Annotated in this window: 18 protein-coding genes; 11 read left to right on the forward strand and 7 right to left on the reverse strand. The window is 72.2% G+C overall.

Annotation, left to right across the window (positions count from 1 at the left end; all coding sequences use genetic code 11):
* Nucleotides 1-70 precede the first annotated feature (70 nt).
* Nucleotides 71-1,261 carry an acyl-CoA dehydrogenase family protein gene (locus tag LX14_RS19910; protein WP_253649120.1) on the forward strand — a complete coding sequence of 397 codons (1,191 nt, stop codon included), beginning with the start codon at nucleotides 71-73 and terminating at the stop codon, nucleotides 1,259-1,261.
* On the opposite strand, the gene LX14_RS19915 is transcribed toward LX14_RS19910, so the two are convergent.
* Both LX14_RS19915 and LX14_RS19920 read right to left on the reverse strand, forming a co-directional pair.
* A complete protein-coding gene (locus LX14_RS19915) occupies nucleotides 1,262-1,966 on the reverse strand; it encodes a TIGR03089 family protein (RefSeq protein WP_253649121.1) in 705 nt (234 codons plus the stop codon).
* Complete coding sequence (locus LX14_RS19920) at nucleotides 1,954-3,720, reverse strand: LCP family protein (protein WP_253649122.1); 1,767 nt, start codon at nucleotides 3,718-3,720, stop codon at nucleotides 1,954-1,956. The genes LX14_RS19915 and LX14_RS19920 overlap by 13 nt, the downstream gene beginning before the upstream one ends.
* A 189-nt stretch (nucleotides 3,721-3,909) precedes the next feature.
* Here LX14_RS19920 and rfbD point away from each other — a divergent pair, with 189 nt between their 5' ends.
* The 4 genes from rfbD to LX14_RS19940 are packed head-to-tail and all read left to right on the forward strand — an operon-like array spanning nucleotide 3,910 to nucleotide 7,829.
* Nucleotides 3,910-4,824, forward strand: coding sequence for a dTDP-4-dehydrorhamnose reductase (rfbD, locus tag LX14_RS19925; RefSeq protein WP_308214145.1), 915 nt, complete (start codon nucleotides 3,910-3,912; stop codon nucleotides 4,822-4,824).
* Between the two features lie 49 nt (nucleotides 4,825-4,873).
* Nucleotides 4,874-5,848 carry a glycosyltransferase family 2 protein gene (locus LX14_RS19930; RefSeq protein WP_308214146.1) on the forward strand — a complete coding sequence of 325 codons (975 nt, stop codon included), beginning with the start codon at nucleotides 4,874-4,876 and terminating at the stop codon, nucleotides 5,846-5,848.
* Nucleotides 5,849-5,898: 50 nt separating this feature from the next.
* Nucleotides 5,899-6,996, forward strand: a complete 1,098-nt coding sequence (gene manB, locus LX14_RS19935) for a mannose-1-phosphate guanylyltransferase (protein WP_253649123.1) — start codon at nucleotides 5,899-5,901, stop codon at nucleotides 6,994-6,996.
* Nucleotides 6,996-7,829, forward strand: coding sequence for an SGNH/GDSL hydrolase family protein (locus tag LX14_RS19940; protein ID WP_253649124.1), 834 nt, complete (start codon nucleotides 6,996-6,998; stop codon nucleotides 7,827-7,829). Before manB ends, LX14_RS19940 begins: the two co-directional genes overlap by 1 nt.
* An 18-nt stretch (nucleotides 7,830-7,847) precedes the next feature.
* On the opposite strand, the gene LX14_RS19945 is transcribed toward LX14_RS19940, so the two are convergent.
* Nucleotides 7,848-8,546, reverse strand: a complete 699-nt coding sequence (locus tag LX14_RS19945; protein WP_253649125.1) for an O-methyltransferase — start codon at nucleotides 8,544-8,546, stop codon at nucleotides 7,848-7,850.
* A 299-nt stretch (nucleotides 8,547-8,845) separates the two neighbouring features.
* Between LX14_RS19945 and sigE the strand changes: the two genes are divergently transcribed.
* The 4 genes from sigE (at nucleotide 8,846) to tatB (ending at nucleotide 12,154) form a co-directional block, all read left to right on the forward strand.
* Nucleotides 8,846-9,526 (forward strand): RNA polymerase sigma factor SigE, encoded by a 681-nt coding sequence (gene sigE, locus LX14_RS19950; RefSeq protein WP_253649126.1) that lies wholly within the window; start codon nucleotides 8,846-8,848, stop codon nucleotides 9,524-9,526.
* A gap of 188 nt (nucleotides 9,527-9,714) precedes the next feature.
* Nucleotides 9,715-10,125 carry a zf-HC2 domain-containing protein gene (locus LX14_RS19955; protein ID WP_301283984.1) on the forward strand — a complete coding sequence of 137 codons (411 nt, stop codon included), beginning with the start codon at nucleotides 9,715-9,717 and terminating at the stop codon, nucleotides 10,123-10,125.
* Nucleotides 10,122-11,615, forward strand: a complete 1,494-nt coding sequence (locus LX14_RS19960; RefSeq protein ID WP_372505475.1) for a S1C family serine protease — start codon at nucleotides 10,122-10,124, stop codon at nucleotides 11,613-11,615. The genes LX14_RS19955 and LX14_RS19960 overlap by 4 nt, the downstream gene beginning before the upstream one ends.
* A 14-nt stretch (nucleotides 11,616-11,629) precedes the next feature.
* Nucleotides 11,630-12,154: a Sec-independent protein translocase protein TatB gene (tatB, locus tag LX14_RS19965; RefSeq protein WP_253649127.1), complete on the forward strand. Its 525-nt coding sequence runs from the start codon at nucleotides 11,630-11,632 to the stop codon at nucleotides 12,152-12,154.
* Between the two features lie 17 nt (nucleotides 12,155-12,171).
* On the opposite strand, the gene LX14_RS19970 is transcribed toward tatB, so the two are convergent.
* The 4 genes from LX14_RS19970 to LX14_RS19985 all read right to left on the reverse strand — a co-directional run bounded on the left by LX14_RS19970 (nucleotide 12,172) and on the right by LX14_RS19985 (nucleotide 16,830).
* Nucleotides 12,172-13,344, reverse strand: a complete 1,173-nt coding sequence (locus tag LX14_RS19970) for an Mrp/NBP35 family ATP-binding protein (protein WP_253649128.1) — start codon at nucleotides 13,342-13,344, stop codon at nucleotides 12,172-12,174.
* Between the two features lie 36 nt (nucleotides 13,345-13,380).
* Nucleotides 13,381-14,706 carry a lytic transglycosylase domain-containing protein gene (locus LX14_RS19975; RefSeq protein ID WP_301283985.1) on the reverse strand — a complete coding sequence of 442 codons (1,326 nt, stop codon included), beginning with the start codon at nucleotides 14,704-14,706 and terminating at the stop codon, nucleotides 13,381-13,383.
* Nucleotides 14,707-14,983: 277 nt separating this feature from the next.
* Nucleotides 14,984-15,511 carry a DUF1003 domain-containing protein gene (locus tag LX14_RS19980; protein WP_253649129.1) on the reverse strand — a complete coding sequence of 176 codons (528 nt, stop codon included), beginning with the start codon at nucleotides 15,509-15,511 and terminating at the stop codon, nucleotides 14,984-14,986.
* Nucleotides 15,508-16,830 carry a magnesium transporter MgtE N-terminal domain-containing protein gene (locus LX14_RS19985; RefSeq protein ID WP_253649130.1) on the reverse strand — a complete coding sequence of 441 codons (1,323 nt, stop codon included), beginning with the start codon at nucleotides 16,828-16,830 and terminating at the stop codon, nucleotides 15,508-15,510. Before LX14_RS19985 ends, LX14_RS19980 begins: the two co-directional genes overlap by 4 nt.
* Nucleotides 16,831-16,892: 62 nt before the next feature.
* Here LX14_RS19985 and LX14_RS19990 point away from each other — a divergent pair, with 62 nt between their 5' ends.
* Together LX14_RS19990 and LX14_RS19995 are read left to right on the forward strand one after the other, a co-directional pair.
* Nucleotides 16,893-17,855, forward strand: a complete 963-nt coding sequence (locus LX14_RS19990) for an HpcH/HpaI aldolase/citrate lyase family protein (RefSeq protein ID WP_253649131.1) — start codon at nucleotides 16,893-16,895, stop codon at nucleotides 17,853-17,855.
* Nucleotides 17,856-17,910: 55 nt separating this feature from the next.
* Nucleotides 17,911-18,399 carry a general stress protein gene (locus LX14_RS19995; protein WP_253649132.1) on the forward strand — a complete coding sequence of 163 codons (489 nt, stop codon included), beginning with the start codon at nucleotides 17,911-17,913 and terminating at the stop codon, nucleotides 18,397-18,399.
* The last annotated feature ends 142 nt before the right edge of the window (nucleotides 18,400-18,541 follow it).

The raw sequence follows: 18,541 nt of genomic DNA on the forward strand, positions 1-18,541 counted from the left end.
GCGCCGATCCCACGGGCGCGGATCCGTCGTCACGCCCGCCCACATAGGGTCCGGGCGTTATCGTCGGGCCGTGACGCGACTCGCGCAGACCCCGGGCCTGACCGACGAGCAGATCGCGATCGTCGCGGCCGTCCGTGACTTCGCCGACAGGGTCATCATCCCCGCTGCGCAGGAACTCGAACGGACCGACACCTACCCGACGGAGATCGTCGAGCAGCTCAGGGAGATGGGCCTGTTCGGCATCACCATCCCGGAGGAGTACGGCGGCCTCGGGGAGTCCCTGCTGACCTACGCGCTGTGCGTGGAGGAGATCGCGCGCGGCTGGATGAGCGTGTCCGGCGTGATCAACACGCACTTCATCGTCGCGCACATGATCCGGCATCACGGGACCCTCGAGCAGAGGGCTCGGTATCTGCCCCGGATGGCGACAGGCGAACTGCGCGGTGCGTTCTCGATGTCCGAGCCGGGTCTCGGATCCGACGTCGCGGCGATCCGGACCGCGGCGGTGCGGCAGGACGACGGCGACTACGTCGTCGACGGACAGAAGATGTGGCTCACCAACGGCGCGTCGTCGACCCTCGTCGCCGTGCTCGTGCGGACCGACGAGGGGGCGAGCAGGCCGCACGACGACCTCACCGCCTTCCTCATCGAGAAGCCGGCCGGTTTCGGTGAGGTCGTCCCGGGGGTCACCATCCCCGGGAAGATCGACAAGATGGGCTACAAGGGGATCGACACGACCGAGATGGTCCTCACCGGGTACCGCGCCCCGGCCGACACGGTGCTGGGCGGCCGACCCGGACGGGGCTTCCGCCACATGATGGACGGCGTCGAGGTCGGGCGCGTGAACGTCGCCGCGCGTGCCTGCGGGATCGCGCTGCGGGCCTTCGAACTCGGTGTCCGCTACGCCCGACAGCGCGAGACGTTCGGCTCGCCGATCGTCGAGCACCAGGCGATCGCGTTCCGCATCGCGGAGATGGCGACGAAGGTCGAGGCGGCGCACCAGATGATGGTGAACGCGGCGCGACTCAAGGACTCCGGTGCGCGCAACGACGTCGCGGCCGGGATGGCGAAGTACCTCGCCAGCGAGTACTGCTCGCAGGTGACCGAGGCGAGCTTCCGCATCCACGGCGGATACGGGTACGCGAGCGACTACGAGATCAGTCGGCTCATGCGGGAGGCGCCGTTCCTCCTGATCGGCGAGGGCACAAGCGACATCCAGAAGCAGATCATCAGCCGCGGTGTCCTGCGGTCCTACGACTGATCAGCTCAGCGACAACGTCACGCGCTCGGTGGTCGACCGCGATGTCATCGCCGACGGGTCGGGGTGGGCGACCTGCACGAGGCTCGCGCCGACGGCGACGGTGGCGAGCACGTTCGCGACGACGTCGTCGGCACCGTCCCAGTGACGGCTCGACAGCACCCGCGAGTCACCGGTGATGCCGGCGGTCGCCGCGAACTCCCGTGCGGCGGTCAGCACCTCGGCGGTGGTGCGGCCGTCGAGCGCGCTCGGCCCGGCCACGACGGGGGAGAAGGTGTCGGCGTGGACGCGGACGGACGAGCCGAAGTCGACGACGCCGGAGGGCAACCCCGACACGGGCAGGGCGAAGGGGTCCAGCGGCACGGCCACGACCTCGTCGGCGTCGAGGTGATGGATCTCGTCGCGACCGCAGAACGCCACCGACGCCGCCGGGGCGGGCCCGAGCGCGACGTCGGCCCCGGCCCACCACGACCCCAGGAGCACGACGAACGTCTGCCAGTGGGCGGGCAGCGACACCGCCACGGTGTCGCCGGGCATGACACCCACCTCGTCGCGCAGGAACGAGGCGACCTTCGCGGCCCAGTTCGCCGTGGTCGTCGACGAGAGCTCCGTGCGTTCGCCGGACGCGTCGTCGTAGAAGGTGATGAGCGGCGCCGCGGCGTCGGCGCGGGCCTGCAGGATCGCGTCGGTGATCGTCAGTTCACGCACTGGGGTCCTTGTCCTGACGCGGTGATGGGAGCGGCCGTGCTGGTGGCCGGCGCGGAGGTGGTCGCTGCCGCCGCCGGGGTCGCGTCCGGCTGTGCGCCGGTGTCGCTGATGGATCCCGGGCCGGTGTAGGCGTCGGTGAGCACCAGGCGGAGGTGGTCGGTGGGGACCGACGGGTCGACGCGGACCGGCAGTCCGCCCATCTGCCGGGCGAGATCGGTGGCCGCGGCGCTGCGGTCGTGGGCGACGACTGCACTGTCGGTGACGGCGCCGGGGTCGTCGGTGCTGGTGGCGCCGCGGGCGTACCCCCGTGTCGTCGCGATGGTCGACACGTTGCTCGCGAGACCGTCGACCGATCCCGCGTTGACCACGTCGACGGTGTAGGCGGACCGGTCGAGCCCGCCCTTCGGCTTCTGCAGCAGGGCCTTGGTGAAGCGGTGCACGGCGGAGGGGTCGACCTGGACCACGGACTGCTGCCCGTCGTCGCTCCACCCCTGTTCGTCGGTGACCGGGATGGTCGCGAAGCGGACCTTCCCGCCCGAGAGGTCCTTGAGCTGTTCGACGAACCTCACGATGTCCCAGTTGTCGTCGATCACCACCGACCGACCCACGGCGTCCTGCAGCGACGACAGCCGCGACGGGTCCGTCAGCGTCCCCGCCGAGAGCACCTTCTGGGCCAGCGACGCCATGAACACCTGCTGGCGGACGATCCGGTCGAGGTCGCCGCGGGGGAGATCGTGACGCTGCCGGACGAAGCTCAGCGCCTGCGCGCCGTCCAGCGTCTGACGACCGGCGCGGAACCGCGCGCCCGACAGCGGTTCGTCGACCGCGTTGCGCAGACAGACGTCGACGCCGTCGACGGCGTCGGTCAGCAACACGAAGCCGACGAGGCCCACCTCGGCGTAGTGGTCCACCTGGACGCCGGTGAGGTTCGCGACCGTGGTGATCAGGGCCTGGCGACCCGCCTCGGTCGCCTCCTTGTCGGCCTGGGCCGCGGGGGTGCCGGCCTCGACCAGCTGCTCGCGCCTGGCCTCACGGGTCGAGCCGTAGGCCGAGTTGATCTTGGCCTTGCCGATGCCGGGGATGTCGACGTAGGAGTCGCGCGGGATGGAGATCGCCGTGGCCGACGACCCGTCGTTCGGGACGCGGATCAGCAGGATCGTGTCGGTGTTGGTCGCCACCTCGTCACCCGCATGGAGCTTGGCCTGCTCGGCGGCGGAGAGGGGATTGCCCTGCGCGTCGGTGCGGGAGTCGGTGCCCACCAACAGGATGTCGACGGCGCCGTCGTCCCCCGATCCCAGCGCGAGACCGCCGAGGCGTGTCACGTTCTGCTCCAGCGACGTGAGGCTGTTCCAGGCGTAACCCGTCACCAGCAGGACCGCGACGGAGGCGAGGGCGACCAGGATGCGCCCGGTGTACGGGCGTCGACGGGTGGTCGGTGGCGGGGTCGTCGTCGGGGGCGTGGTGTCGCGGCCACCGGTGCGCGGCGGCTGCGGCGCGGCGGACCGTGGCGTCGACGACCTGGTCGCCGCCGCCTGCTGCGGTCTCCCGGACCGCGGGGCGCGGGGCGGCGTGGTGCGAGGTGGTGTCGTGCGAGGTGGTGTGGTGCGGCCGCGACCGGGCGCGGGCGGGGTGGCGTCCGAGGCGGTCCGCCGGACAGGCGTGGACCGGCGGGCACCGTCGTCTCGAGGTCGTCCCGGGGTGCGGTCGCCCGCCTGTGCGCGGCGTCCACCGCGCTCGCCGGGGTGATCGAGCACCTGCCGTTCTCCTCGTCTGTGTGCGGTCGCGGTCGTGGCGAGCCGGGGCGTACCGGTGCGGGTTCGCGGCGTGCGGGGCCCACCGCCGTCTGACAGGCTACGGGGGGCGACGGTCCAGGTCGGGGACGCGCGCGGCGCGCGTCGGGGTGTCATCGGGGGCCGCGCGACGGACTCGAGGGAAGGGGCGCGGTGAACCGGAACGAGGGGCCGAACCTGGTCATCGTGGGTGCCCGGGGTCAGGTGGGGCGGCTGATCGCCGCCGAGAACCCGCAGGCGCAGACCCTGGACCGTGACGAGATCGACATCACCGACGCGGGGTCGGTGGCGCGGGCACTGGCCGGGCTCACTGCGGACGACGTCGTCGTCAACTGTGCGGCGCACACCGCCGTCGACGCCGCCGAGACCGATGTCGAGGCCGCCGAGGCGATCAACGTCACCGGGCCGGCGAACCTCGCCCGCGTGACCGCGGACAGCGGAGCGCGCCTGGTGCACGTCTCCACCGACTACGTCTTCGACGATCCGCGTGAGCCCGCGGCCGGGACCCGTCGACCGTGGGAACCCGGCGACCTGGCACCGGACGCACGGCCCGCGTCGGTGTACGGCCGGACCAAGCTCGAGGGGGAGCGTGCGGCGCAGGCCGCCGACCCACGCACGACCATCGTGCGCACCGCCTGGGTCTACACCGGCGCCGCCGGCGGCAGCGACTTCGTCGCCACGATGCGGCGACTCGAGGCGAGTCGTCCCACGGTGTCGGTGGTGGACGACCAGATCGGGTCACCCACCTACGCCGTCGATCTCGCCCGCGCACTGAGCGCCCTGGCGCGGACGCCGTCCGTGGTCGGGACCGTCCTGCACGCGACGAACAGCGGTGCGTGCAGCTGGTTCGACCTCGCCCGCGCGGTGTTCACCGACATCGGGGCCGACCCCGAACGCGTCCAGCCCACTACCACCGCCGGGTTCCCGCGCCCCGCGCCGCGCCCGGCGTGGTCGGTGCTGTCGACGCGATCCTGGGCCGAAGCGGGACTGCCCCCGCTGCGTGACTGGCGATCGGCGGTGACCGCCGCCCTCGTCGCCGACGGCGTCGAGGTGGCCGCGGCCGGGTGACCGCGACGGGGTCGGCGTCGCTGCCGCCCCGCTTGGTTACCCTCTCCTCGTGATCGATCAGGACCCCACCGGCGCCGCGCCGACGCCCGCCGACGCCACCGTCGGCATCGTGACGGTCACTTATTCCTCCGGCGAGCACCTCCGGGCCTTCCTCGCCAGCCTCGGTGAGGCCACCGTGCGCCCGGTGCAGGTCGTCCTCGCCGACAACGGGTCCACCGACGACTCCCTCGAGGTCGCCCGGCGCGACCACCCCGACGTGACGATCCTGCACACCGGCGCGAACATCGGCTACGGCGCCGCGGCCAATCGCGGTGTGGCGGAGATCGATCCGTCGATGGAGTTCGTCGTCGTCGCGAATCCCGACGTGGAGTGGAAACCGGGGAGCATCGACGAACTGATCGCCGTCGCGCGCCGGCACCCGCGTGCGGGTTCGGTGGGGCCGCTCATCCGGGAACCGGACGGCTCGGTCTACCCCTCCGCGCGGAGCGTGCCGGACCTGGTCTCCGGCACCGGTCACGCGCTCGCGGGCAAGGTGTGGAAGAACAACCCGTGGACGGCGCGCTACCGCCACCTCGACGCCGACATCGCCGAACGCGCCGTCGGCTGGCTGTCGGGGTCGTGTCTGCTGCTGCGGCGCACCGCCTTCGACTCGGTGAACGGGTTCGACTCGCGCTACTTCATGTACATGGAGGACGTCGACCTCGGGGACCGGCTCGGCCGTGCCGGGTGGCTGAACGTCTACGCGCCCTCGGCCGAGATCATCCACCGCAAGGGGCATGTCGCCGGTGCCGATCCCGAGGCGATGCTGCCGGCGCACCACCGCAGCGCGTACCGGTTCCAGGCCGACCGGCACCCGGGACCGGCGTGGGCGCCGCTGCGAGGCGCGCTCGCCGCCGGACTGTTCCTGCGCTCGAAGGTGACCGTGTCGGCAGCGAGACGCGGCGCCGCCGGCGGGGCGAGGCGCGGCTCCGCCGCGGGCGGCCGTCACGGCGTTGCCGCCTCCGACGAGCGTCCTCTCGCCTAGGGTTTGTCCCGAGCACACCGATCACCGACACGCCAGCGCAGGGAGACCTAGTGACCGAGACCGACGGGGCCCGGCCGGACAAGCCCGTACAGGCGGTGATCCTGGTGGGCGGCAAGGGAACACGGCTGCGGCCACTCACCCTGTCCGCGCCCAAGCCGATGCTGCCGACGGCAGGGGTGCCGTTCCTCACCCACATGCTGTCGCGGATCGCGGCCGCCGGGATCACCGACGTGGTCCTCGGCACGTCGTTCAAGGCCGAGGTGTTCGAGCAGCAGTTCGGCGACGGGTCCTCCCTCGGGTTGTCGATCAGCTACGTCACGGAGACCGAGCCGCTCGGGACGGGTGGCGCGATCCGCAACGTCCTGCCGGCCCTGACCGCGGACACGGTCCTCGTGTTCAACGGGGATGTGTTGAGCGGCACCGACGTCCGTGCCGTCCTCGACACCCACCACTCGTCCGGTGCGGATGTGACGCTGCACCTGGTCCGCGTCGGCGACCCCCGCGCCTTCGGATGTGTGCCGACCGACGAGACCGGCCGTGTCACCGCGTTCCTGGAGAAGACCCAGGATCCGCCGACCGATCAGATCAACGCCGGCTGCTACGTCTTCCGTCGTTCGGTGATCGAGGAGATCGACGCCGACCGACCGGTGTCGGTCGAGCGGGAGGTGTTCCCGGCGCTGCTCACCCAGGGGCGACACGTGCAGGGTCACGTGGACTCGGGGTACTGGCGCGACATGGGGACACCGGAGGACTTCGTCCGCGGATCCGCGGACCTGGTGCGGGGCATCGCCCCGTCGCCGGCGTTGGCCGGTCATCGCGGTGAGTCGCTCGTCCACGAGGGTGCCGGTATCGCGCCGGGTGCCGTGCTCGTCGGCGGGACGGTCGTCGGCCGCGGTGCCGAGGTCGGCGCGCGGGCCCGTCTCGACGGGGCGGTCGTGTTCGACGGCGCGGTGATCGAGGCCGGTGCGGTCGTCGAACGCAGCATCATCGGGGCGGGTGCGCGCATCGGCCCCCGCGCCCTCATCCGCGACGGCGTGATCGGCGACGGCGCGGACATCGGCGCGCGGTGCGAACTGCTGCGCGGAGCGCGCGTCTGGCCGGGGGTGACGCTGCCCGACGGCGGCGTCCGGTTCTCGACCGACGTGTGATGCCGGGCCGCGTCGACACGTCCGCGCCCCGCGTCGGCACGTGGTCGCGGTTCGTCGCCGTCGGCGACTCGTTCCCCGAGGGGGTCGGTGACACCGCGCCCGACCTGCCCAACGGAGTCCGCGGGTGGGCCGATCGGCTCGCCCGGATCCTCGCCGGGGATCCCTCACGCACCGACGGGGACGTGTTCCGCTACGCGAATCTCGCGCTCCGGGGCAAGGTCCTCGACGAGGTCGTCGCCGAGCAGCTGCCGACGGTCGCGGCGCTGCGCCCCGACCTGATCGCGGTCTGCGCCGGCGCCAACGACCTGCTCCGTCCGTCGGTGGACATCGACGACCTGATGGACCGCTACGACGGCCTGCTGGGCGACCTGGCCTCCACCGGGGCGACCGTCGTCACGTTCACGGCCTTCGACACCGCCCGCCGGCCGTTGTTCGCCGCCCTGCGGGGGCGTTTCGCCATCTACAACGAACTGCTCCGCGAGATCGTCGAGAGGCGGGACCTCGTGCTCGTCGACTTCTGGCGACTGCGCGAGTTCTCCGACCGGCGCATGTGGGAGTTCGACCGGATGCACCTCTCGCCGGACGGTCACCATCAGATGGCGCTGCGGGTCGCCGAGGCGCTCGGCGTGGAGCACGGGCTGGCGCACACCACCCTGGGTGCGGTGCCGACGATCTCGGCCGGGGCCCGCCGCAAGGACGACCGTCGCTGGGTCACGCGGGAGGCCGCGCCGTGGGTGGGCCGCCGCCTCCGCGGGGTGTCCCGCGGCGACGACATGGTCCCGCGCCACCCCGAGTGGGTCGAGGTGACCGCGCGGTCGCACGACGAGGACTAGACCCTCGCGGCGGTGGGGTCAGCTCTCGTCGACGGGCGGTGTGGCAGCGCGCGCCGCGGCGAGCAGGCCCCGCCCGAGCGGGATGACGACGGGGAGCAACCCGTCGTTCTCGGAGATGAGAAGGGCGGCCTCCCGCGCCGCCGCGGTCTCGGGGTCGGTGCGCGACGGATCGGCGATACGACCGTCGGCGGTCGCGTTGTGCACCAGCAGCAGCCCGCCGGACCGCAGCAGGCGCAGCCCCTCCGTGACGTAGAGCGGCTGGTCGATCACCGGTCCGTCGACGAACACCACGTCGTAGGAGTCGTCGGCGAGCTTGGTGAGCACGTCGGCCGCACGACCGTTGATCAGTCGGGTCCGTGATCCGGTGGCGCCGGCCGCCGCGAAGGCCGCGCGGGCGGCACGTTGGTGTTCGGAGTCGGGATCGATCGTCGTCAGCACACCGTCGGTCCGCATACCGCCGAGCAGCCAGAGGCCGCTGACGCCCGCGCCGGTCCCGATCTCCACGACGGCCCGGGCGTCGACGAGCCGGGTCAGGAGGCAGAGCATCGCGCCGACCGCGGGGGACACCGCCTGCGCCCCGAGCTCGAGCGCGCGTTCCCGGGCGGCGAGCAGGGTGGCGTCCTCGGCGATGGCCGACTCCGCGTAGGCGCCGAGGGATCCGGGATCGGGGGTCGTCCCGTGTCCGGGGGTGGACGGAGCGTCGGGGGTCGTCGGCACGTGTCGACACTAACCGGACAGCGGACGGTGACACGCCCTGCCACACCGGTCGTGTGGGCGTGGCCCGGGTGGGTACACGACCGGTCGCGAGGGTGCGAACACCCCGGATCCGGGTTCTCAGGCAACGCTCAGCCCTCTCATACAGCTGCCACACCCCGATCGGCGAGAGTTCTCCCATACGGAGCGGGTGCCCACACGACCCGGGACGCATCGGTCCACCCGACATCGGGAACATCCCCGACGGCGACCCGGTTCGACCGGACACACGCTCCGACACGAGAGGAAGTGGAGCAGCGACGATGACGTACTCGCCCAGCCCGACCGACGCGCGGGACGACGCGGTGGTGGGCGATCCCGTGGCGGACGCCGTCGTCACCGACTCCACCGACTCCACCGACGCCTCGCCGGCCGTCGGGACGGCCCGTTTCGACGAGACCGGCGACGCCGGCCTGATGCCGTCGTGGGACGAGCTGGTGCGGGAGCACGCCGACCGCGTCTACCGGCTCGCGTACCGCCTCTCGGGCAACCAGCACGACGCCGAGGACCTCACGCAGGAGACCTTCATCCGGGTCTTCCGGTCGTTGTCGAACTACCGGCCCGGCACCTTCGAGGGCTGGCTGCACCGCATCACGACGAACCTCTTCCTCGACATGGTCCGGCGACGCGCCAAGATCCGTATGGAGGCCCTTCCCGAGGACCACGAGCGTGTCCCCGGCAGCACACCCGATCCCGGCCGTGTGTACGACGAGGCCCACCTCGACCCGGACCTGCAGGCCGCGCTCGACTCGCTGGCGCCGGAGTTCCGTGCAGCCGTCGTGCTGTGTGACATCGAGGGACTGTCCTACGAGGAGATCGCGACCACGATGGGCGTGAAGCTCGGGACCGTGCGCAGCCGCATCCACCGCGGCCGCCAGGCGATCCGTGAGCACCTCGCGCAGTCCGGGCACGTCAGCGGACGGTCGGTCGTCTCCGCCGGGTGAGCGACGCCGTCGTCGGGTCCCGGGAACCTCGGGCGTCGGCCGGTCGTTGACCCCACGGCCGACGCAGGACCGGAGCACTTCGGGCGTCGGCGCGGTCCACCCCCGTTCGCTAGGGTGGCCGGAGCAGACCGTCGTGGGCCGCAGGCACCGACGACGGCCCGACGACGCCGGAAGGAGCGGGACCGCCGATGTTCGACCCCCAGTCGCGCCGCCCAGATCGTCCGGTTCGTTCGGGCGGACTCGCCCCACACGGACCGCAGCGACCGCCCCAGTTCGCACCGACGGATCACCTCGCCGCCGAGGCCGTCGCCGCCTACGTCGACGGTGAACTCCGCTTCGCCGCCCACATGCGCGCAGCCCGGCACATCGCGCTCTGTCCCGACTGCTCCGCCGAGGTCGACGCACAGGCCGCCGCCCGGGCCGCGCTGCGCACCTCCGGGGCGATCGCCACCCCCTCGGGTCTCCTCGGTCAGCTCTCGCAGATCCCGACGCGGGAGATCGACATGCGTGATGCCGCAGGCCCGCGACCGTCGCGTCGCGGCCCGCTGTCGGCGCCCGGTTTCCCCGTCCACCGACCCGCCCGGTGGCGTGATCGGTGACCGATCCCGATCCACACGGCGGCGGTGACGTCGACGCCACCGGTGACCAGCGCGCCCCGGTGCGCACAGGTCCGCCCCGCGGTTCGACCATCACCGCGGACACGGTTGCCGTGTTCGGACGGCCCGACGGGGTCGAGGGCTCGTTCGCGGCCCCCGAGCAGCAACGCGCCCGACCGCGCCAACCGGTCACCGCACCGCCGGACCCGGTCCTGCGCGAGGCGTTCTCCCGGCCCGACGACGCCTCGGAGACCATCGGTCGCGACCCCGAGGCCCGCTACGGCGAGCAGGTCGAGGACGACGCACCCGCAGACCCCTGGCGTGATCCGGCGAGCATCGCCGCGATGGACCGGCCCGCGATGGCGGTCCCCTCCTCGCCCGAGCCCACGATCCCCGGGCACCGTCTCGGCGTCCGCGAGCTCCTCTTCGACCGGATGGTCAGCCGGCGGGCTCTTCTCGTCCTCGCCGTCGTGGCCCTCGCCGTCGGTGCTCTCGGTGGCCTGATCGGTCGCGTCACGGCCGAGGTCGTGCCACCCCTGCACTCCGACACCGTCTCCCTCGGCGAGACGACGTCACCGCCCGACACCCGCGACGGGGTCGTCGCCGCCGTGGCCGCCGCGGTCGAGAAGGCCGTCGTCGCGATCACGGTCCGGACGTCGGGAGCCGTGGGCACCGGATCGGGTGTCGTGCTGGACAAGCAGGGGTACATCGTGACCAACAACCACGTGATCGCGCTCGCGGCCACGCAACGCGCCACCCTCGAGGTCACCTTCGCCGACCGACAGCGGGTGCCCGCCCGGATCGTCGGGCGGGACACCAAAACCGATCTCGCCGTCATCAAGGTCGACGGTGTGGATGACCTGACCGTGGCCGCACTCGGCGACTCGGCGAATCTCCGCATCGGCCAGCAGGTGGTGGCCTTCGGCTCGCCGCTCGGCCTCGACCGCACCGTGACCAGCGGGATCGTCAGTGCCACGGACCGCGCGGTCCCGCTCCGACCCGACGACACCTCCGACACCGACGCCGTGATCGACGCCATCCAGACCGACGCGGCGATCAACCCCGGCAACTCCGGCGGACCCCTCGTCGACGACGACGCGAAGGTGATCGGCATCAACACCGCCCGCGCCGACTCCGGCGGCGGGTCCTACGGGCTGGGCTTCGCCATCCCGATCGACGAGGTCCGTGAGGTGGCCGGCGAGCTCATCCGTGACGGCCGCGCGACGCACGCTGAGATCGGTGTCAGCGCCAGCTCGGTCCGCAACGACCGCGTGCTCGGCGCCCAGGTGAGCAACATCCGCGCCGGGTCGCCCGCGGCCTCGGCCGGGCTCCGGGAGGGCGACGTCGTCACCGAGTTCGACGGACGACCCATCGACGGTGCCGACGAGCTGACCGTCGCCGCTCGCACCGCCCCGATCGGGAAGTCCGTGCCGTTCACCTACTCCCGCGACGGACGGGTGTTCACCGGGACCATCACTCCCGACGCCGACTGAGTACCCTCACGTAGGTGTTCTCGAGCATCGGTTGGGGCGAGCTGCTCGTCCTCCTCGTGGCCGGTCTGGTCATCCTCGGACCCGAGCGTCTGCCGGGTGCGGTCCAGTGGACGATGAAATCCCTGCGGCAGGTCCGTGAGTACGCCTCCGGCGCCACCAACCAGCTCAAGGAGGACCTCGGACCGGAGTTCGAGGACTTCCGCAAGCCGCTGTCGGACCTCAACGAGCTCCGGGGGATGACACCCCGCTCGCTCATCACGAAGCATCTCCTCGACGGGGACGACTCGTTCTTCACCGGCGACTTCGACGGCCGCGCCTCGGACGGTGTCACCCGTATCAAGCCGGTGTCGGCACCGATGCCCGAGGCCAATCCCACCCCGTCGCCGTCGTCGGCCATCACCCCGTCCGACGCGCCGCCGTCCCTGACCAAGGGATCGGCGTCGACACCCGCACGGTCGACCCCGACACGCTCGACGACGGACGGCGGGACGCAGCGCGCGAACCGTCGGCCGTCCGTCAGCGACTGGGACGCCACCTGACCCGGTGACGTGACGGGTCAGGCGTTGCGCGCGGTGTCGATACCGAGGCTCATACCCGCGAGACCACGTCGACGGACGGCCAGTTTCTCGGCCACGCCCCGTAGCGCGGACCCGGCGGGCGATGTCGGATCGGACAGGACGAGCGGCATGCCGCTGTCACCGCCCTCCCGCAGCGCGGTCTCCAACGGGATCTGACCGAGCAACTCCACCGGTGCCCCGACGGCACGGGTGAGGCGTTCGGCGACCAGTTCGCCACCGCCGGAGCCGAACGGCTCCATGCGTGACCCGTCGGGCAACTCCATCCACGACATGTTCTCCACGACGCCGACGATCTTCTGCCGGGTCTGCAGCGCGATCGCGCCGGCGCGCTCGGCGACCTCGGCGGCGGCCTGCTGCGGCGTGGTGACCACGAGGATCTCCGCACCGGGGATGAGCTGGGCGATCGAGATGGCGACGTCACCGGTGCCCGGCGGCAGGTCGAGAAGGAGCACGTCCAGGTCGCCCCAGTAGACGTCGGCCAGGAACTGCTGTAACGCACGGTGCAGCATCGGCCCGCGCCACACGACGGGCGTGTTCCCGCTGGTGAACTGCGCGATCGAGATGAAGCGCACGCCGTGGGCGCTCGGCGGCATGATCATCTTCTCGACCTGGGTGGGGGCGGCGTCGTTGCCCATCATCCGGGGCACCGAGTGGCCGTAGATGTCGGCGTCGAGGACGCCGACGGTCAGCCCCCGCTCGGCCAGCGCGGCGGCGAGGTTCACCGTGACGCTGGACTTGCCGACACCGCCCTTGCCGGACGCGACGGCGTAGACCCGCGTGAGCGAGCCCGGTTGCGCGAACGGGATCACGGGTTCGGCGCGGTCCCCGCGGAGGCTCTTGCGCAGTTCGGTGCGCTGGGCGTCGTCCATCACGTCGAGTTCGACGCGGACCGCGCCGACGCCGGCGACGTCGGAGGCGGCGGTGGTCACCCGGTCGGTGATCTCCGTCCGCAGCGGACAGCCGGACGTCGTCAGGTAGATGCCGATGTCCACGCTGCCGTCGTCGGCGACGGCGACGGACTTGAGCATCCCCAGTTCGGTGATCGGCTTGCCGATCTCGGGATCGGTCACCTTGGTCAGCGCGGTGCGGATCGCGGACTCGGTGTCGGAGGCCGAGCGCGCCGTCCCGTCGTGCCGCTTGTCGTCAGTCATCGCCGACCAGCGTATCGGTCGGGCCGCGGCGGCCGATCAGCCCAGGGCCAGCGCGGGGGTGGCGGCCACGGTGAGCGAGCGGACGGTGCACGCGGCCTTCGTCTCGGTGGCCGGGGTGAGCGCGCCGGTCAGCTCGCCGGCGACGGTGACGGGTCCGCACCGGGTGCCGAGGGCGTCGACGGTGATGCCGGCGATCTCGACGGTGGTCGCCCCGGTGGGGGTGAGGGTCCACGGCAGCGCTGCGGTCCTCGACACCCCGCACAGAGGGTTGTCGCCGCGGACGACGGCGCGGGTCACGGTGGCGGCACTGCCGTCGGCCGACGTCCGGCCGGTCAGGTCGACGGTGCAGGTCACGGGGCCCGCCGGGGAGGCGACGACGATGCTCGCGGGTGCGGTGAAGGCGGCGTTCACCGACTTCAGCCGGGGTGCGGCGCCGGGGGCCGGGGTGGTCGGTGCGCCGGGGACCGTGGAGCCGCGGGGTGCGACGGGCGCGCCGGGAGCGGCCGGCCTGGGGGCGACGGTCGGTGCGGGCAACCCGTCGATCGGGGTGGTGGGGACCGCACCGGTGGCGTAGCCCAGCGCCCAGGCGACGACGTCGGCGACGTAGGGGAGCGACTGGTTGTAGCGCATGACCGCCGACACCCGGTGCTGCGGGTTCATGATGTCGCTGACACCCGAGCACAGGTATCGCCCGGCCGAGTAGGTGGCGTCGAACAGGTTGTTGGGGTCGGCCTTCTCGTCGCCGTTGGCGTCGGCTCCCCAGGCGGCCCAGGTGCTCGGGATGAACTGCATCGGCCCCACGGCACGGTCGTGGACCGGGTCGCCGTCGATCGCACCCTTGTCCGTGTCGGTGATGACGGCGTCGCCGTTGTTCGAGCCGTCGAGCACGGGTCCGAGGATCGGGGTGAGTGTGGTCCCCGAGGAGTCGACGTTGCCGTTGCCGGCATGGCCGCTCTCGATGCGGCCGATGCCGGCGAGCAGGAACCAGGGCAGCTTGCAGCCCGGGTTCTCCCCGGCGATGCGGTCGGCCGCGAGCTTGTAGGCACGCATGGCGATCCCGGGGATCCCGAGCGGACCGGACGGCAGGGCGGGGGCGAGCGTCCGCACCGCCCCGGTCGCCTGCGTCGCGGCGGCTGCGGACGCGGCGCTGACGGGCGGCGGGGCGACCCGCGAGGCGCGTGCGGTCACCGGCGCGAGGTCGGCGGCCGGTGCGGCCGCGGCGGCGGTGGTGGGGACGGGCAGTCGTTGGGCGCTCGAGGTGGAGGCGCCGAGCAGGACGATGCCCATCAGGAGACTGGCGACACCGGCGGTGACCACGCGGCCGGAGGTGTTGTCGGCGACGCCGCGCGCGGCCCCCGACAACGCTGCGACGCTGTTCGCAGACCACCGGCGTACTGCGGCGACCGACGACCGAGATGTCCTACCGACCACGAGTCCGATGCTCCTGTCACGTCAGCACGGCGCCTCGCCCCTGCGATGCGCAGGACGCGATTCACCCAGTGCTGGTGCATGTTCCGTGACGTCCGGATGCCGACTTCATCATCCGGTCGCCCGACGGTCTGTCTCCCGCCGACCCCGAGGCGGGCTGTGACCCACGATACATACGGGGTGCGGTGGCCGATGCGTTTCGCCCGGAGGCTCAGGATCTGCCGGACCCGCGGGGACGGTCGTCGGGGGTGTCACCGGCGCGTAGGGCGGTGGTGAGCTCGCTCAGCAGGTCGTCGAGTTCACGACGGAGGTAGTCGCGGGTGACGGTGTCGCCGACGGCGAGACGCACCGCCGCGAGTTCACGGGCGAGGAACTCCGTGTCGGCCTTGGTCTGTTCGGCCCGGGCCCGGTCCTCGTCGATCGCGATGCGGTCGCGGTTCTCCTGCCGGTTCTGCGCCAGCAGGATCAGCGGCGCCGCGTAGGCCGCCTGCGTGGAGAAGGCCAGGTTGAGCAGGATGAAGGGGTAGGGGTCCCACCGGATGCTCACGGCGACGAGGTTCAGGGCGATCCACACCACGACGATGACCGTCTGGATGGCGAGGTACCGCCCGGTCCCCAGGAAACGGGCCAGCTTCTCCGAGTACACCCCGACGATGTCGGCGTCGATGTGGAGGCCGAGACCCCGACGGCGGGGCCGTGGGGTGTCGAGCCGGCTGCGCGGGGAGCGGTCCGGGCTCATCGCTGCACCGTCCCCTCGGCGCCGGTGAGCGTCGACAGCCGTCCCGAGCGGGACCTCGGCTCGGATTCCCGCCAGTCCTCGGGCAACAGGTGGTCGAGGAGGTCGTCGACGGTCACCGCTCCGAGCAGGTGCCCCTCGGCGTCGACGACGGGGCCGCACACCAGGTTGTAGGTCGCGAAGTACCGCGTCACCTCCTCGAGGGTGTCCTCCGGCCGCAGGGTGGCGAGGTCGGTGTCGACGATGCCGCCGACGAGGTCGGCAGGGGGTTCACGGAGCAGTTTCTGCAGGTGGACGCACCCGAGGTATTTCCCGGTGGGTGTCGCGGTGGGCGGACGCACGACGAACGTCAGGCTCGCCGACGCGGGGGTGAGGTCGGGGTTGCGCGCGCGGGCCAGGGCCTCGGCCACGGTGGTGCTCGCGGTGATCACGGTCGGCTCGGGCGTCATGAGGCCACCGGCGGTGTCCGGGGAGAAGGTGAGGAGCCGACGGACCGGCGCGGAGTCCTCGGGGTCCATCAGCTGCAGCAGCGCCTCCGCCTCGAGGTCGGGGAGTTCCCCGAGCAGGTCGGCGGCGTCGTCCGGGTCCATCGCCTCGAGGACGTCGGCGGCACGGTCGACCTCCATGTGGCCGATGAGCTCGGTCTGGTCGTCCACGGGGAGCTCCTGCACGACGTCGGCGAGTCGCTCGTCGTCGAGAGCCGCGGCGATCTCCTGGCGGCGCTTGCTGGGCAGCTCGCGCAGCGCGTTCGCGACGTCGGCCGGTCGCATCCCGTCGAACTGCGAGAGCGCCTGCGACACGGCCTGGCCGGGGAGTTGGAGGGCAGTGTGGTTCAGCCCGCGCACGGCGCTCCACTCGACCACGTGTGTCCCGCCCCGACGGCGCAGCCGCGACCGGCTGGCACGGACGGCGACGCGACACACCACCCAGTCGCGGGTGCGGGTGCGTTCGATCGCGAGGTCGACGACGGAGACGTCGACGCCGGCCAACTCCGGGAGGTCGGGGTCGTCGACGCGCACGCGGGTGTCGAGTATCTGTCCGATCGCCAGCGCCTCCCCGGGACGCAGGTCGAGCCGACGGAGGCTGACGGTGCCGGTGGTGAGGGTGACCGAGCTCGCCTCGATGGAGGTGACCCGCAGCATCGGGACGAAGATCCTCCGCCGGGTGGTCAGTTCGACCGCGAGACCCAGCGCACGGGGCGGGGCCGAGTCGTGTCGGATCGACAGGACGAGATCCCGCACGCGACCGATCGCCTCGCCGTCGGGACCCGACACCGCGAGTCCCGCGAGCCGGGCCACGAACACCTTGCCCACCGTTGCCATGGCTGTAAGGGTAGAGGGCGGTCTCTGTGAGGCGACGTGGACACGAGAGGGCGGCGGATCCGATGGACGGGACGGACACGACCCCCGATCCCCGCCTCGCATCCCGCCGGACCGTCCTCGCCGTGCCGGGCAGTTCGGCGCGGATGCTGGCCAAGGCCCGCGAGTGCGGTGCCGACGAGGTCTTCTGCGATCTCGAGGACGCCGTCACCCCGTCGGAGAAGGTCGAGGCCCGCGCCACCGTCGTCGCCGCGCTCAACGCGGGCGGGTGGCGGCCCGGTCGACGATCGGTCCGGGTCAACGCCTGGTCGACACCGTGGACGCACGAGGACCTGATCGCCGTGGTCACCGGCGCAGGTGCCCACCTGGACTCGGTCATCGTCCCGAAGGTGCGTGGTGCCGCCGACGTGACCGCCACCGCGCTCCTGCTCGACCAACTCGAGGTGCGGTGCGGTCTCCCGCGGGGGTGCATCTCGGTGCAGGCGCAGATCGAGGACGCACTGGCCCTGACCCGGGTGACCGAGATCGCCACGGCGTCACCGCGTCTGGAGGCCCTGGTGGTGGGGCCAGGGGACATGGCGGCCGACCTCGGGATGCGGACGTTGACGACCGGGGAGCAGCCTGTCGGGTACACCCTGGGCGACGCGCACCACCACGTCATGATGACCGTCCTCGTGGCCGCCCGCGCGCACGGCCTCGCCGCCGTCGACGGCCCGTACCTCGCCCTGGACAACCCGGATGGACTGCGCCGCATCGCGTCTGCGTCCGCAGCCGTCGGATACGACGGGAAATGGGTGATCCATCCCGGTCAGATCGACACGGTCAACGAGGTGTTCACCCCGCCGGACTCGGCCGTCGAGGCCGCCCGAGAGCTGTTGGGGGCGCACGCCGCAGCCGCGGACGGCGCGCGCGGGGCGGCGCGGCATGCGGGGGAGATGATCGACGAGGCCAGCGCCGCCATGGCCCGATCGGTGCTGGCCCGGGCACGGGCCGCGGGAACGGACCGGGGTCACCGTACGTTCTCCTGACGACGGAGCCCACACCGACACCGGACACCCCGCGACGACAGAACAGGACGACACCATGACCAACCCCATGAATCCCCGCCCGGCGCAGGGCCCCGGCCTGCCGACCCCGCCCTCCGGGTGGCCCATCGGGTCCTACGGCACCTACGCCGAGGCGCAGAAGGCCGTCGACTACCTCTCCGACCAGCACTTCCCCGTGCAGGGCGTGACCATCGTCGGCGTCGACCTCATGCAGGTCGAGCGCGTCACGGGTCGTCTCACCTGGGGACGGGTGATCGGCGGTGGCGTGGCGTCCGGTGCGTGGCTGGGTCTGTTCGTCGGACTGCTGCTCAGCATCGTGACCGGACAACTGTTGTCCTCGTTGGTCTTCGGCCTCATCTTCGGAGCGCTCTTCGGCGTCATCTCGGCGGCGTTGGCCTACGGCGCGACGCGCGGGCAGCGGGACTTCGCCTCCACCATGCAACTCGTCGCGGGTCGCTATGACGTGATCTGCGATCCCAAGACGGCGGAGCAGGCGCGGGACCTTTTGGCCCGCACCGCCATCTGAGTCGGGCGCCCCAGAGGGGCCGCGCGACGCCCGTTCTGCACGATTCCAACACGCCCGGACACAGAAGCAGGCGCGCTGAGCAGGGATTTCTCCCGACTTGGCACGTTCATGCCGAATGTGTTGCGAGTCACGAAACCGCCCC

The organism is Williamsia deligens (assembly GCF_024171765.1).
Taxonomy (GTDB): Bacteria; Actinomycetota; Actinomycetes; order Mycobacteriales; family Mycobacteriaceae; genus Williamsia_A; species Williamsia_A deligens.